Raw genomic sequence first — 15,333 nt, forward strand, 5'->3', positions numbered from 1 at the left:
TTTGCGGAATTCTGTGGTGCCCACGGAGGGACTCGAACCCCCACACCTTGCGGCACATGGACCTGAACCATGCGCGTCTACCAATTCCGCCACGTGGGCACTGAAACTTCATAACAGATACTGCATAACAACTTCTGCTATTATAACGACTTGGAGAGTTTCGCGCCAGATGAACGTTTCCGTTCCATACTGCACATCAACTCGCCGTTTCCTCAGCGTTGCCGCTGCGGAAGACCAGAATTATAGAGGATTCTTTTGAGAAGTCAAATAGCCTGGAGTAACTATTTTCAGGCACGCGGCCAACGGCCCCGCGTTAGGCAAATGGCGCGACCTCCGGTACACTACGCCCTGTTCCATGTCAACGTGGCTGGTCAGGGCGGTACACGATTTTTTCTCCATCAATAATAAAACCATAGAAATACTTTTGAACCAATCTACCCACATCATTCCTAGCCGTGAGGAAATCCTCGGCATCTTCCGCAGCGCCAAGGCGCCGCTCGACCTGCGCGCTCTCGCGCTGTCGCTCGATGTTAAAGCCGAATCCCACGCCGTATTGACGCGCCGTCTGAACGCCATGGAGCGCGACGGCCAGATCGTTTCGGACCACAACGGCTTCTACGCCCTGGCGGACCACTCCGGCTTCGTGGCCGGGCGCGTGCAAAGCCACCGCGACGGTTTCGGCTTCGTGATCCCGGACGAGCCGGGCGAGGACCTGTTCCTGTCCGAGCGCGAGATGGCCAAAGTGCTGCATGGCGACAAAGTGCTGGCAAAAGTGGTCGGCCTGGACCGCCGCGGCCGTCCGGAAGGCACCATCGTCGAAGTGGTGCAGCGCGCCAACACCCACATCATCGGCCGCCTGCTGAAGGAAAACGGCGTGTGGCTGGTGGCGCCGGAAGACAAGCGCATTGCGCAGGACATCATCGTCGAAGGCCCGGTGGGCAAGGCGAAGGTGGACCAGATCGTCTCCGTCGAGCTGACCGAGCAGCCGGGCCGCTTCAAACAGCCGCAAGGCCGCATCACCGAAGTGCTGGGCGCGCTGGACGACCCCGGCATGGAAATCGAAATCGCGGTGCGCAAGTTCGGCGTGCCGCACATCTTCTCCGACGCCGCGCTAAAGCAGGCCAACAAGCTGCCGGACCACGTGCGCGAAGCCGACCTGGCCGACCGCGTCGACCTGCGCGACGTGCCGATGGTGACCATCGACGGCGAAGACGCGCGCGACTTCGACGATGCCGTGTATTGCGAGCCGGTCAAGATCGGCCGCAGCAACGCCTTCCGCCTGATCGTCGCGATTGCCGACGTGAGCCACTACGTGAAGCCGAACGATGCGCTGGACGCGGACGCGCTCGAGCGCAGCACCTCGGTCTACTTCCCGCGCCGCGTGATCCCGATGCTGCCGGAAAAGCTGTCCAACGGCCTGTGCTCGCTGAACCCGGCGGTCGACCGTTTGACGCTGGTGTGCGACGCCGTCATCACCGCCAAGGGCGAGATCAAGGCTTACCAGTTCTACCCGGCCGTGATCCATTCGGCCGCGCGCATGACGTACAACGAAGTGGCCGCCATCCTGGGCAACACCAAGGGTCCGGAGGCGGCGCGCCGCCCCGGCATCGTGCCGCACCTGCAGAACCTGTACGACGTTTACCATGCGCTGGTGAAAGCCCGCAACGAGCGCGGCGCGATCGACTTCGAGACCACCGAGACCTACATCGTCTGCAACGCCGCCGGCAAGATCGAAAAGATCATCCCGCGCACCCGCAACGACGCGCACAAGCTGATCGAAGAGTGCATGCTGGCCGCCAACGTGTGCGCCGCCGACCTGCTGCTGCGCCACAAGCATCCCGGCACCTACCGCATCCACGCCGGCCCGACCAAGGAAAAGCTCAAGCAGGTGCGCGACTTCCTGAAGCAGGTCGGCCTGAGCCTGGCCGGCGGCGACACGCCGGCCGCCGGCGACTACGCCGAGCTGATGCGAAAGATCAAGGAGCGCCCGGACGCGTCGCTGCTGCAAACCATGCTGCTGCGCTCGATGCAGCAAGCGGTCTACAGCCCGGACAACATCGGCCACTTCGGCCTGGCGTACGAGGCCTATGCCCACTTCACCAGCCCGATCCGCCGCTATCCGGACTTGCTGACGCACCGCGCCATCAAGGCTATCCTGCTGGGCAAGAAGTATGACCCGAAAGTGGCCGACACCAGCGTGCTGAACACGGCCGTGTCGAACGCCACGCGCCGCCAGCAAGCCAAGGACAAGGCCGAAGGCAAGCAGCCCAAAGCGGCCGGCGACCTGACCGTGTGGGATGCGCTGGGCGTGCACTGCTCGGCCAACGAGCGCCGCGCCGACGAAGCCTCGCGCGACGTGGAATCCTGGCTGAAGTGCTACTTCATGCAGGACAAGCTGGGGGAAGAATTCACCGGCATGATCACCGGCGTGACCACCTTCGGCATCTTCGTGCAACTGCAGGAATTGTTCGTCGAAGGCCTGGTGCACATTACCGACCTGGGCGCGGACTACTTCCAGTTCGACGAAGCGCGCCATGAGTTGAAAGGCGAACGCACCGGCAAGCGTTACCAGCTGACCGACAAGGTCAACGTGCAGGTAGTGCGCGTAGATCTGGAAACCCGCAAGATCGACCTGCGCCTGGCGCAAGCCGAGCAGGATGCCGCCGGCGTGCGCCCGGGTTCGGGCGACGAGCCAGGCAGCGGCCGCAACCGCAAGCAGCCGTCCAAGCCCGACACCCGCACCAACGTCAAGCCTGGCCCGAGCGTGCAGTCGCGGACGCCGGCCGCCACCAAATCGAAGGGCAGCCAGAGCAAATCCGCCGGCCAGTCGGCCGCCAAGCCGAAGCGCAGCAAATCCGCAGCACCGGCCGCCAAGCCTGCCAGCAAGAGCAAGAAGAAGCGCTAAGCATTAACCCGCCGCCCCCCGGTTCCCTGCGGGGCGGCACCTCAAGAAGAAAAGCATGTCCAAGAACAAAATGATTTTCGGCTTCCACGCCGTCACCTCGCGCCTGCGCCACGAAGCTTCCTCGGTAGAGGAAATCTTTGTCGACGTGGGCCGCAACGACCGTCGCATGACCGACCTGGTGGCCAACGCCAAGTCGCTCGGCGTGCGCGTGATGCCCGTGGATTCCACCCGCCTCGACAAGATCGTCGGCACCCACCGCCACCAGGGCGTGATCGCCTTCGCGCAGCAGATTTCGCTGGCGCGCAACCTGGACGAGCTGCTGGACGCCATCGAAGGCCCGCCGCTGCTGCTGGTGCTGGACGGCATTACCGATCCGCACAACCTGGGCGCCTGCCTGCGCGTGGCCGACGGCGCCGGCGCGCACGCGGTCATCGTGCCGAAGGACCGCGCCGTGGGCCTGAACGCCACCGCCGCCAAAGTGGCGTCCGGCGCGGCCGAGAACGTACCCTACATCACCGTGACCAACCTGGCGCGCACGCTGCGCGACCTGAAGGACCGCGACATCTGGCTGATCGGCACCTCCGACGACGGCGAGAAGAACCTGTACCAGTCCGACTTCACCGGCCCGACCGCGCTGGTGATGGGGTCGGAAGGCGAGGGCATGCGCCGCCTGACCCGCGAGACCTGCGACATGCTGGTCAGCATCCCCATGTTCGGCACCGTCGAGAGCCTGAACGTCTCGGTCGCCTCCGGCGTCTGCCTGTACGAGGCGCGCCGCCAGCGCCTGGTCAAAGAAGGCTAAGCAGCCCCGGCTGCCGGGGGCGGGCCCGTCGGGCCTGACCCCAGGTATCCGCCCCTGGCTCCGCGCCCCCCAAGCAACTCCGAACCGAATACGCTACCATTGAGTATCGGCTTCCATCCTGCACCCCCATGTTCCGCAATCTGCGCCAAGACATCAACAGCATCATCGAACGCGACCCTGCCGCCCGCAACGGTTGGGAGGTGCTGACCTGTTATCCGGGCTTGCAGGCCATCGTGCTGCACCGCTGGGCGCACTGGTGCTGGACGCGCGGCCTGAAATGGCCGGGACGTTTTATCTCCTACCTGGCCCGCATCATCACCGGCATCGAGATCCACCCCGGTGCCGAGATCGGCCGCCGCGTGTTCATCGACCACGGCTTCGGCGTGGTCATCGGCGAAACCGCCGTGGTGGGCGACGACTGCACCATCTACCAGGGCGTCACGCTGGGCGGCACCTCGCTGCACACCGGCAGCAAGCGCCACCCCACGCTGGGGCGCGGCGTCATCATCGGCGCCGGCGCCAAGGTGCTGGGCGCGTTTACGGTGGGCGACTATGCCAAGGTCGGCTCCAATGCCGTGCTGCTGAAACCCGTGCCGGCGGGCGCCACGGCGGTCGGCAACCCCGCCCACATCATCGACAAGGATGCCGTCAGCGTCAGCCCGTCCGCCAAGCTGTTCTCGGCCTACGGCATCACCGCCAACGGCGACGATCCGCTCATCAAGGCGCTGCGCGCGCTGATCGACCAGGCCGCCGCGCAGGAGCTGCAGATCGAGCGCATGGCCGCCACCATGAAGGCGGCGGGGCTGGATTGCCCATCCGTGCCCGCGTGCGACAAGTTCAACTCCGCCCAGCTGAACAAGCTGGTCGAATAACTGCCAGGTCTTACCAGGCGGAGGCAGGCTTCTTCCCCGCCGGACCCGGGAAGCTCGCCGCCAGGAATTCCACGAACACCTTCACCTTGGACGACAGCTTGTGCTTCTCCGGGTAGATGGCGTGGATGTCGGCCGGCGGCGTGGCGTAGTCCTCCAGCACGATCTGCAAGCGCCCCGAGCGCAGGTACTTCGCAATATCCCATTCCGCCCGCAGCAGCAGGCCGTGGCCGTCCAGGGCCCAGTTCAGCGCCACCTCGCCGTCGTTGCTGCTCAAGGTGCCGCGCACCTTCACCGTCTCGGTCTGCCGTCCTTTGGTAAAGCGCCAGGTGCCGTAAGCCGCGTCGTTCTGGCGCAGCACGATGCAGTTGAACTTGACCAGGTCGTTCGGCACCTTGGGCAGCCCGTGCTGCTTCAGGTAAGACGGCGCCGCGCACACCAGCCGCCGGTTGGCCGCGATCCTGGTCGCCACCACGCGCGCATCGGGCACTTCGCCGAAGCGGATACCGATATCGAATGACTCGTCCACCAGGCTCAGCGGATGGTCGCTCAACTGCAGCTGCACCTCCACCTCGGGGTAGCGCTTGACGAAGTTGGACACGATGGGCGTGATGTAGGTGCGGCCGAAGCCCAGCGGCGCATTCACCCGCAGCAGGCCCTTGGGCGCGGCGCGGTCTTGCGACAGCTGCCGCTCCAGCTCCTCCAGCTCGCCCAGGATACGCACCGCGTTGGCGTAATACAGCTCGCCCGCGTCGGTGACGCTCAGGCGCCGCGTGGTGCGGTTCAGCAGCGGCACGCCCAGTTCCTGCTCCAGTTTGGTCAGCCGCTTGCTGACCGACGCGGGCGTGACACCCAGCTCGCGCGCCGCGCCCGACAGGCTGCCCTCCTTGACGATCTGGACAAAAAACGCCAGTTCGGATGGATCGATCATCTTTAACTCCAGGGAACAATTAGCGTAACTTTACACGTATTCCATGGGTTTGGCGCAGCACTACACTGTGTTCACGGTGCTGTTGCATCCCATACAAAACTTGAGGAGATACCCATGCGCATCCATAAAATTGCCGCCATCCCAGCCGATGGCATCGGTCCCGAAGTCATCGCAGCCGGCCTGGAAGTGCTGAACGCGCTCGCCAGCCACGACGGCGGCTTCAAGTTCGACATCGAACACTTCCCGTGGAGTTCGGACTACTACCTGGAGCACGGCTACTACATTCCCGAAGGCGGCCTGGAACAGCTGAAGGCCTTCGACGCCATCTTCTTCGGCGCGGTGGGCAGCCAGCAGGTGCCGGACCACGTGTCGCTGTGGGGCCTGCGCCTGCCCATCGCGCAGGGCTTCGACCAGTACGCCAACGTGCGTCCGGCGCGCGTGCTGCCGGGCGTGACCAGCCCGCTGAAAGGAGGCGAGGACATCGACTGGGTGATCGTGCGCGAAAACTCCGAAGGCGAGTACGCCGGCAACGGCGGCCGCACCCACCGCGGCCTGCCGATCGAAACGGCCACCGAGACCGCCGTGTTCACCCGCGCCGGCGTGGAGCGCATCCACCGCTTCGCGTTCGAGCTGGCGCAGAAGCGTCCCGCCAAGCACCTGACGCTGGTCACCAAGTCCAACGCGCAGCGTTTCGGCATGGTGATGTGGGACGAGATCTTCTACGAAGTTGCCGCCGGCTTCCCGGACGTAAAAGTGGACCGCGAACTGGTGGATGCCGTCACCACCCGCATGGTGCTGAAGCCGAAAACGCTGGACGTCATCGTTGCCACCAACCTGCATGCGGACATCCTGTCCGACCTGGCCGCCGCGCTGTCGGGCAGCCTGGGCATCGGACCCACGGCCAACCTGAACCCGGAGCGCGCCTTCCCGTCGATGTTTGAGCCTATCCACGGCTCCGCCTTCGATATCGCCGGCAAGGGCATCGCCAACCCGGTGGCGACCTTCTGGACCGCCGCCATGATGCTGGAGCACCTGGGCGAGGAGGGCGCCGCCAGGCGCCTGATGAAGGCGATTGAAGCCGTGACGGCGGACAAAGTCCACACGCCGGACCTGGGCGGCACGGCCAGCACGGCCGATGTCACCCGCGCCGTGTGCAGCTACATCCGCGCCGGCCAATAAAGCAAGCCACCCGCGTGCCAAGGCGGCCCGAGAGCCGCCGCACGCTCACTCATAACTGGAGACTGATCATGAAAAGAACCCGCAAGTTCCTGGGGACGCTATATGTGCAAGTCCTCATCGCCGTGGCGGCAGGCATCGTGCTCGGCGTGCTCGATCCCGAGCTGGGCACCAAGCTCAAGCCGCTCGGCGACGCCTTCATCAAGCTGATCAAGATGGTGTTCGCGCCGGTGATCTTCGCCACCGTGGTGCTGGGGATCGCGAAAATGGACAGCATGAAGGACTTGGGCCGCGTCGGCGGCCGCGCGCTGATCTACTTCGAGGTGATGTCCACCTTTGCGCTGGGCCTCGGCCTGCTGGCGGTAAACCTGGTGGAACCCGGTGTGGGCATGAATATCGACCCGCACACGCTGGACACCAAGAGCATTGCCACCTACACCGCGGCCGCCGCCAAGCCGGCCAGCTTCATGGACTTCGTGCTGGGCATGATACCGGGCAGCGTGGTGGACGCCTTCGCCAAGAACGAGATCCTGCAGATCCTGGTGTTCTCCATCATGTTCGGCGTGGCGCTGGCGCACCTGGGCAGCCGCGCCAAGCCGGTGGTGAGCTTCCTGGAGAGCTTTTCGAACGCCATGTTCTACATCGTTGGCCTGGTAATGCGGGTGGCGCCGATTGCGGCGTTCGGCGCCATCTCCTTCACGGTTGGCAAATACGGCTTCTCGTCCATCGCCAAGCTGGCGCAGCTGATGGGCACCATGTACCTGAGCTGTTTCCTGTTCGTGTTCGTGGTGCTGGGCCTGGTGGCGCGGCTCTCGGGCTTCAGCCTGTGGAGGTTCCTGAAGTACTTGCGCGCGGAGATCTTCACCGTGCTGGGCACCAGCTCGTCCGAATCGGTGGTGCCGCAACTGATGCACAAGCTGGAGCAGGTCGGCTGCTCGAAGCCGGTGGTGGGGCTGGTGGTGCCGTCCGGGCTGACCTTCAATCCCGACGGGCAATGCATCTACTACACCATGGCCGCCATCTTCATTGCGCAAGCCACCAACACCCATCTGACGCTGATGGACCAGTTGCTGGTGCTGGGCGTGCTGATGCTGACCTCCAAGGGTTCCGCGGGAGTGACCGGTTCGGGCTTCATCACGCTGGCGGCCACCTTGGCATCCATGGGCAAGATACCGGTGGAGGGCATGGTGCTGCTGCTGGGCGTGGACCGCTTCATGTCCGAAGCGCGCGCCATCACCAACACCATCGGCAACGCGGTCGGCACCATGGCGATTGCGCGCTGGGTCGGCGGCCTGGACCGCGTGCGGGCGGATGCGGTGCTGAACGGCACTGCCGACATGGACGTGCTGTACGGCGAGCCCGTCGCCACGGAGCGGGAGGAAGCGCCGCAGCCGGTGGTGCGCATGGCCATGGAAGGAGCGGTGCGCCATGGCTAAGCTGATCGAAGCGGCGCACGGCGAGGTGCGTGTGCACGACGCGGCGGCTGCCTGTGGCGCAGCCGGGGAAGGCAGCATTGCCGCCGGCCCCGGCCCCCGCTTCGGCGGGCGGGAGCGCCTGCTGTTGCGCGCCATGTTCGACGCAGCAATCGCCGCCGCCCAGCCGGCGCTGTGCGTACCGCCGCACCTGCCGCCGGCGCCGCAAGGGCGCACCATTGTGATCGGCGCGGGCAAGGCCAGCGCGGCGATGGCGCAGGCGGTGGAGCGCAACTGGCCCGGCCCGCTGGAAGGCCTGGTGGTCACCCGCTATGGCTATGCCGTGCCGTGCGAGCGCATCGACATCGCCGAGGCGGCCCATCCGGTGCCGGACGAAGCAGGCCACCGTGCCGCCCAGCGCATGCTGGAGCTGGTGCAAGGACTGGGCCGGGACGACCTGGTGATCTGCCTGATCTCCGGCGGCGGCTCCGCGCTGCTGCCGCTGCCCGCGCCCGGCATCACCATGGCCGAAAAGCAGGCCGTCAACCAGGCCTTGCTGGCCAGCGGCGCCACCATCTCCGAGATGAACTGCGTGCGCCGCCACATCTCGGCCATCAAGGGCGGCCGTCTGGCGGCGGCTTGCGCCCCGGCCCGCGTGGTGACCCTGCTGATCTCCGACGTCCCAGGCGACGACCCGATCGACATCGCCTCCGGCCCCACCGCGCCGGACCCCACCACCTGCGCGGACGCGCTGGCCATCCTGTCGCGTTACGGCATCGCCGCGCCGGACAGCGTGCTGGCGCTGCTGCGCAGCGGCGAAGGAGAAACCGTCAAGCCGGGGGACCAGCGCCTGGCCGCCTCCGAACTGCACCTGGCCGTCACGCCGCGCATGGCGCTGCAAGCGGCGGCGCAAGTTGCCCGCCAGGCCGGCGTGCGCTGCCACCTGCTCGGCGACGGCCTGGAAGGCGAAGCGCGCGACGTCGGCAAGGTCATGGGGGGAATCGCGCGCAGCACGGCCAGGCACGGCGAGCCCTTCGAGAAGCCCTGCATCCTGCTCTCCGGCGGCGAAACCACGGTAACGCTGCGGGGCAAGGGGCGGGGCGGGCGCAACGTCGAATTCCTGCTCGCGCTGGGCGTGGCGCTGGAAGGGCAGGAGGGCGTATACGCGCTGGCGGGCGATACCGACGGCGTGGACGGCGTAGAAGAAATCGCCGGCGCCATCCTCGCGCCGGACACGCTGGCGCGCGCGGCCGAGCTGGGCCTGCGTCCCAGGCTGAGCCTGGACGAGAACGACGGCCACGGCTTTTTCCAGGCGCTGGGGGACTCCGTCGTCACCGGTCCCACGCTCACCAACGTCAACGACTTCCGCGCCATCCTGATTACCTGACCTGGAATATGGTAAATTCGACTATGCAACTTGTCGAAAGAAGGAAAACGCATGACCAACGAAGCGGACAACCCCAACCTGCTGGACCCGTTTGAAACCCGCGTGCTCGCCGTGCTGGCTGAAAAAGAAGCCCTCACGCCGGACAACTACCCGATGTCGCTGAACGCCATCACCAACGGCTGCAACCAGCTGTCCAGCCGCGACCCGGTGATGTCGATCTCCGAGGAAACCGTGGCCGACGTGCTGCAGCGTCTCATGCAGCGCAAGTTCGTCAACGGCATCACGCAAGCCGGCGCGCGCGTCACCAAGTACGAGCACCGCATGCGCATCAAGTGGTCGCTGGAGCAGGACAAAGTGGCCGTGCTGACCGTCCTGATGCTGCGCGGCCTGCAGACGGCCGGCGAAATCCGCACCCGCACCGGCCGCCTGCACGACTTCAAATCCGTGGCCGACGTCGAGCAGGCGCTGCAGTTCCTGATCGACAAATACCCGCCGCTGGCTGCCAAGCTGCCGCTGGCGCCGGGCACCAAGGAGCCGCGCTACGGCCACCTGCTGCAGGGTGAAGAAGCGCTGGCGCGCGAGGAAACCGCCGCCAGTTACGGCGGCAGCACCAGCACCCCGGCGCAGGGCAGCCGCGTCGCCCAGCTCGAAGCCGAAGTGGCCCAGCTGCGCCAGGACTTCAGCGACCTTGCCGCCCAGTTCGCAGCGTTCAGGAAGCAGTTCGAATAGCCCTGTTTTAACCTGCCTCAGGCCCCTTCGCGCCCATGACATACACTGCGTATGTCCTTCGGCCGGAGGTGCATGACCTGCCCCCATGACTGCTTCACTGACGATACAACAGACGGCTGAAGCGTGTGGACTCAGCGTGCACACGCTGCGCTATTACGAGCGGATCGGCTTGATCAAGCCGATTCCGCGCCGCAGCAATGGCCACCGGCTTTACCGCGCCGATGACCTCAACTGGATCGCTTTTCTGTTGCGGCTGCGTGCCACCGGCATGTCGATCGAGGAGATGCAGCATTACGCGCAATTGCGTGAGCAGGGCGACCTGCCGGCCAGCGTGGCCGAACGCAAAGCCATGCTGGTCCGGCACACGGCTGCCGTCGAGGCCGAAGTGAGGGCGATGCAAGAAACGCTGGCCTATCTCCACCAGAAAATTGCACTGTATTCCAATATGGAAACTGACCTGCAATCACCATAGCTGTCGGAAAACTTTACACATACTTTTACTCAGGAAGTCGCTCCCGTTAAGAATCAAGGAGTTGCGATGCTGGCATAACTATTGCTTAATGCTAAGTTCTATTTATTTTATGAAACTAGTGTTATGAAATTTGCAAAAGTACTCGCAACCCTGCTGCTGTCTGCCGCCTCGTTCGCCGCCCATTCGACCATCATCACCAAAACGCAGACCCAGACCGTGGCTGGCCAGGACTTCGTGTTCGATTTCACCGGCCTGTCCAAGACCTTCACCGGCGGCGCCACGCTGACCCTGACGGCGCGGGGTGACTTTTCCGCGAACACTGCCAGTGAATTCCTGAGTATCTCGGCTGAGAACATTTCCTTCGGCGATTTCACTTACAAGACCAACAACGGCAATGGCAACGGCGGCGGCAACGACTGGACTGCTTATACCGCACACGACAACAAGTTCACCAAATCGTTCACCCTGAGCAACTCGCAACTGGTTGGGCTGTTGTCCGACCAACTCCTGCGTGTGAACGCGTTCCTGAGTTCCGAAGTCAACATTGTCGGCGCCAATTCCTATGTGACCGCGACCTTCAACTACACGCCGGTTGATGCGGGCGCACCTGCCCAGGGCGGCACCGTGCCGGAACCTGGCAGCCTGATGCTGGTGGGCATCGCGCTGGCAGCATTGACCGCAGCGCGCCGCCGCAAGCAGTAATTTTCTGCGCCGATAAGAAAAAGCCGCTGGCGGATAATCTCCGCAGCGGCTTTTTTCTTTTGGCGCCAGGCCCGGCTACTGTGCTTCGGCTTGCTCGCGCACGGCCTCCACCGCATCCAGGATCGCTTCGCTGGTGGCTGGCGCGCGCAACGGCGGGTTGATGCGGTAGTCGCCTACCGACGCCACCGCGTCGCGTATGGCCAGGAAGACCGAGAAGGGCAGCAGCAGCGGCGGCTCGCCCACCGCCTTGGAGCGGTGAATGCTGTCGAAGGCATTGCGGTTCTTGAACAACTGCACGTCGAAGTCTTCAGGGCAGTCGGAAACGCCCGGGATCTTGTAGGTCGACGGCGCGTGCGTCATCAGCTTGCCCGCCTTGTTCCACCACAGTTCCTCGGTCGTCAGCCAGCCCATGCCCTGGATGAAGGCGCCTTCCACCTGGCCCACGTCGATGGCCGGGTTCAGCGAATTGCCCGCGTCGTATAGCGCGTTCACTTTCAGCAGCTTCCATTCGCCGGTCAGCGTGTCGACCACCACTTCCGACACGGACGCACCGTAGGCGTAGTAGCCGAAAGGGTTGCCGGTCATGCTCTCGCGGTCCCAGCTCAGGCCCGGCGTGGCGTAGAAACCGTCGGACCACAGCTGCACGCGTGCCAGGTAGGCCTTCTGCACCAGGTCCGGGAAGCTGACCGTGGCGTCGCCGGCGTACACCATGCCGTTGGCGAACACCACGGCGGCCGGCTCGCAGGCGTACGTTTTGGCGGCGAACTCGCGCAGGCGGCGGTTTAGCGTGGCGGCGGCGTCCTGCGCGGCCTTGCCGTTCAAGTCGGCACCGGTGGAGGCGGCCGTGGCCGAGGTGTTGGCGACCTTGCTGGTGTCGGTGGCGCTGGCGCGCACGCGCGCCAGCGGAATGCCCAGTTCATGCGCCACCACCTGGCACACCTTGGTGTTGATGCCCTGGCCCATCTCGGTGCCGCCGTGGTTCACCAGCACCGAGCCGTCGGTGTAGATGTGCACCAGTGCGCCTGCCTGGTTGAAGTGGGTGACGTTGAAGGCGATGCCGAATTTCACCGGTGTCAGCGCCAGGCCTTTTTTCAGCACCGGGCTGGTGGCGTTGAACGCGCGGATGGCTTCGCGGCGGGCGCGGTAGGCGCTGTCGTTCTCCAGCTGGTCCACCAGCTCATGGATCACGTTGTCGACCACCTTCTGGCCGTACTGGGTGTAGTTGCGGCCTTCCTCGTCGTTGCGGCCGTAGAAGTTGATCTTGCGGACGTCCAGCGCGTCCTTGCCCAGCTTGCGCGCGATCTCGTCGACGATGTACTCGATGGCGATGGCGCCCTGCGGGCCGCCGAAGCCGCGGAAGGCGGTGTTCGACTGGGTGTTGGTCTTGCCCGCCATGGCGCGGATGTCGCAGTCGCTCAGGTAGTAGGTGTTGTCGAAGTGGCAGATCGCGCGCGTGGCCACCGGCGCCGACAGGTCGGCCGAGAAGCCGGCGCGCGTCACCATCTCCACCTTGGCGGCGGTGATCAGGCCGTTGTCGTCATAGCCCATCTCGTACTCGTAGTAGAAGCAGTGGCGCTTGCCGGTCACCATCATGTCGTCGTCGCGGTCGGCGCGCAGCTTGACCGGGCGCTTCAGCGCATTGGCGCACACCGCCGCGCAGGCGGCCCACAGCGCGGACTGCGATTCCTTGCCGCCGAAGGCGCCGCCCATGCGGCGGCATTCGATCACCACCGCGTGCGAAGCGATGTGCAGCGCATGCGCCACCACGTGCTGCATCTCGGTGGGGTGCTGGGTGGAGCAGTAGACGTGCATGCCGCCCGCTTCCTTGGGCAGCGCGTACGAGATCTGGCCTTCCAGGTAGAACTGCTCCTGGCCGCCGACGTGCAGCGTGCCCTTCAGGATATGCTTGGAGCGCTCGAAGGCCGCCTTGGCGTCGCCGCGCGTCAGGCGCATCGGCGGCACCACGAACGATTCCGCGTCGCGCGCCGCTTCCGGCGTCAGGATGGCTGGCAGCTCTTCGTACTGGATGTCGGCCTTGCGCGCGGCGTGGCGCGCCTGGTCGTGGGTTTGCGCCACAACGATGAAGATGGGCTGGCCCACGTATTCGACCTTTTCCTCTGCCAGGATCGGATCGTCGTGGATAATCGGGCCGCAGTCATTGGTGCCGGGGATGTCCTTGTAGGTATAAACGGCCACCACGCCCGGCATGGCCTTCACCGGCTCCAGGTTGATGGACAGGATGCGCGCGTGCGCTTTCGGCGACAGGCCCAGCGCGGCGTGCAGCGTGCCTTGCGCTTCGGGGATGTCGTCGGTGTAGGTGGCTTCGCCCAGCACGTGCAGGATGGCCGATTCGTGCGGGTGGTTCTGGCCCACTTCGGCCCAGCCCTGGGCCGCGCCGATGGTCATGAACGCTTCGGATTTACTGTTCATGCTGCGTCCTTTTCCTTGAATGCAAACGCGTTGATCGAAGTGACGGGAAGGGCGCCGTCGGGGCGCGACTCCAGCCAGAAGCGGCGCAGCAGGTTCTGCGCGGTTTTCATGCGGTAGCTGGCGGTGGCGCGCATGTCGGTCAGCGGGGTGTAGTCCTGCGCCAGCGCGGCCATGGCGGCCTTCAGCGTCTCCTCATTCCACGGCTTGCCCTCGATGGCCGCTTCGGCCAGCGGCGCGCGCCTGGAGGTGGCGGCCATGCCGCCGTAGGCGATATGCACATTGCGCGCGATGCCGTCTTCCAGCGTGATGCAATAGGCGGAAGCGACGGCGGAAATGTCCTGGTCGTAGCGCTTGGCCAGCTTGTAGGTGCGGAACTGCTGTTCCGCCTTCGGCAGCGGAATGCGCACCGCTTCGACGAATTCGCCCGGCTGCCAGTCCTTCTTCATGTAGTCCAGGTAGAAGTCCTGCAGCAGCATGCTGCGGCGGCCTTGCGAACCATTCAGCACGATTTCGGCGCCCAGAACTATCATCCACGGTGCGGAGTCGCCAATGGGCGAGCCGTTGGCGACACTGCCGCCCAGGGTGCCGGTGCTGCGGATCGGCTGCGAGGCGAAGCGCTGCCACAGTTCGTGCAGCGAGTCGTTCTTGTACAGGTCGCCCACCGAGCGGTAGGCGTCGTCCAGCGACACGGCGGCGCCGATTTCCAGCATGCCGTCCACCATGCCCATCAGGTGCAGTTCCTTCACCTGGCGCACGTAGATCACGTCGCCCAGGTTGCGCATCTGCTTGGTCACCCACAGGCCCACATCGGTGGACCCCGCCAAAATGGTGGCGTTGGGCTTGGCGGCGCGCAGTTCGGCCAGCTCGGCCAGGGTGCGCGGCGCATGGAAGGACTGGCCGTCGTGGGTGTAGCTGAACATGGTATCTCGTTGCAGGTCTTGCAGGGCGGCCACCAGGGCCTCCCGGTCAAAGCTCACGGGCGGCAATTCGCCCATGCGATGCGCGGCATCGATAATCGGCCGGTAACCGGTGCAGCGGCACAGGTTACCGGACAGGGTCTCATCGATTTGTTTTCGGCACAGGGGGGCGGTCTGGCCTGAAGCTTTCACTTCTTCCTGCTTCAGGTACAGGCTCCACAAGGACATGGCGAAGCCCGGGGTACAGAAACCGCATTGCGAACCGTGGCATTCGACCAGCGCTTCCTGCACCGGGTGCAGGCCGCCGTCCTTCTGCTTCAGGTCTTCCACCGAGAACACGGCCTTGCCGTCCAGCGTGGGCAGGAACTGGATGCACGAGTTCACGTTGCGCATTTCCAGTTCACCGTTCACCAGCGAGCCGATGACGACGGTGCAGGCGCCGCAGTCGCCTTCGGCGCAGCCTTCCTTGGTGCCGGTGCAATGCTGGTCTTCGCGCAGATGCTGAAGCAGCGTGCGGGTGGGCGGGGTGCCTGAGTTGGACGCGACTTCCTGCACGCGCCCCTGGTAGTAAAAACGAATCGGGTGAGACATGGACTACTCC

General features: G+C 65.1%; 12 protein-coding genes and 1 tRNA gene. 9 read left to right on the forward strand and 4 right to left on the reverse strand.

Annotated features, from left to right (window positions below):
* Positions 1–14: 14 nt before the first annotated feature.
* Positions 15–99 (reverse strand) — tRNA-Leu (locus AC6H42_RS32820).
* A 325-nt stretch (positions 100–424) separates the two neighbouring features.
* On the opposite strand from AC6H42_RS32820, the gene rnr reads away from it, so the two are divergent.
* The 3 genes from rnr to cysE all read left to right on the forward strand — a co-directional run bounded on the left by rnr (position 425) and on the right by cysE (position 4,579).
* Positions 425–2,905 carry a ribonuclease R gene (gene rnr / locus AC6H42_RS32825; RefSeq protein WP_497549914.1) on the forward strand — a complete coding sequence of 827 codons (2,481 nt, stop codon included), beginning with the start codon at positions 425–427 and terminating at the stop codon, positions 2,903–2,905.
* Between the two features lie 55 nt (positions 2,906–2,960).
* Complete coding sequence (rlmB, locus tag AC6H42_RS32830) at positions 2,961–3,707, forward strand: 23S rRNA (guanosine(2251)-2'-O)-methyltransferase RlmB (protein WP_057155534.1); 747 nt, start codon at positions 2,961–2,963, stop codon at positions 3,705–3,707.
* Positions 3,708–3,835: 128 nt separating this feature from the next.
* Positions 3,836–4,579: a serine O-acetyltransferase gene (cysE, locus tag AC6H42_RS32835; protein ID WP_057155533.1), complete on the forward strand. Its 744-nt coding sequence runs from the start codon at positions 3,836–3,838 to the stop codon at positions 4,577–4,579.
* Positions 4,580–4,589: 10 nt separating this feature from the next.
* On the opposite strand, the gene AC6H42_RS32840 is transcribed toward cysE, so the two are convergent.
* Positions 4,590–5,507, reverse strand: a complete 918-nt coding sequence (locus AC6H42_RS32840; protein WP_497549915.1) for a LysR family transcriptional regulator — start codon at positions 5,505–5,507, stop codon at positions 4,590–4,592.
* A gap of 114 nt (positions 5,508–5,621) precedes the next feature.
* Between AC6H42_RS32840 and AC6H42_RS32845 the strand changes: the two genes are divergently transcribed.
* The 6 genes from AC6H42_RS32845 to AC6H42_RS32870 all read left to right on the forward strand — a co-directional run bounded on the left by AC6H42_RS32845 (position 5,622) and on the right by AC6H42_RS32870 (position 11,385).
* Entirely contained in the window at positions 5,622–6,686 is a 1,065-nt protein-coding gene (locus AC6H42_RS32845; RefSeq protein WP_497549916.1) for a tartrate dehydrogenase, read from the forward strand.
* 68 nt (positions 6,687–6,754) lie between these two features.
* On the forward strand, positions 6,755–8,119 hold the full coding sequence (locus AC6H42_RS32850; RefSeq protein WP_497549917.1) for a dicarboxylate/amino acid:cation symporter: 1,365 nt from the start codon (positions 6,755–6,757) through the stop codon (positions 8,117–8,119).
* Positions 8,120–8,252: 133 nt separating this feature from the next.
* Entirely contained in the window at positions 8,253–9,482 is a 1,230-nt protein-coding gene (locus AC6H42_RS32855; protein ID WP_057156061.1) for a glycerate kinase type-2 family protein, read from the forward strand.
* A 51-nt stretch (positions 9,483–9,533) separates the two neighbouring features.
* Complete coding sequence (locus AC6H42_RS32860; RefSeq protein ID WP_057155529.1) at positions 9,534–10,211, forward strand: YceH family protein; 678 nt, start codon at positions 9,534–9,536, stop codon at positions 10,209–10,211.
* 85 nt (positions 10,212–10,296) lie between these two features.
* Positions 10,297–10,683: a MerR family transcriptional regulator gene (locus AC6H42_RS32865; protein ID WP_497549918.1), complete on the forward strand. Its 387-nt coding sequence runs from the start codon at positions 10,297–10,299 to the stop codon at positions 10,681–10,683.
* Between the two features lie 123 nt (positions 10,684–10,806).
* A complete protein-coding gene (locus AC6H42_RS32870; protein WP_497549919.1) occupies positions 10,807–11,385 on the forward strand; it encodes a PEP-CTERM sorting domain-containing protein in 579 nt (192 codons plus the stop codon).
* A 75-nt stretch (positions 11,386–11,460) separates the two neighbouring features.
* Here the strand turns inward: AC6H42_RS32870 and xdhB are convergent, their stop codons facing one another.
* The gene (gene xdhB / locus AC6H42_RS32875) at positions 11,461–13,815 is read right to left on the reverse strand and encodes a xanthine dehydrogenase molybdopterin binding subunit (protein WP_057155526.1); all 2,355 of its coding nucleotides are present in this window, start codon (positions 13,813–13,815) and stop codon (positions 11,461–11,463) included.
* Complete coding sequence (xdhA, locus tag AC6H42_RS32880) at positions 13,812–15,323, reverse strand: xanthine dehydrogenase small subunit (RefSeq protein WP_497549920.1); 1,512 nt, start codon at positions 15,321–15,323, stop codon at positions 13,812–13,814. Before xdhA ends, xdhB begins: the two co-directional genes overlap by 4 nt.
* Positions 15,324–15,333 lie beyond the last annotated feature (10 nt).

The sequence above is a fragment of the Massilia sp. NBRC 108631 genome, from assembly GCF_059704565.1.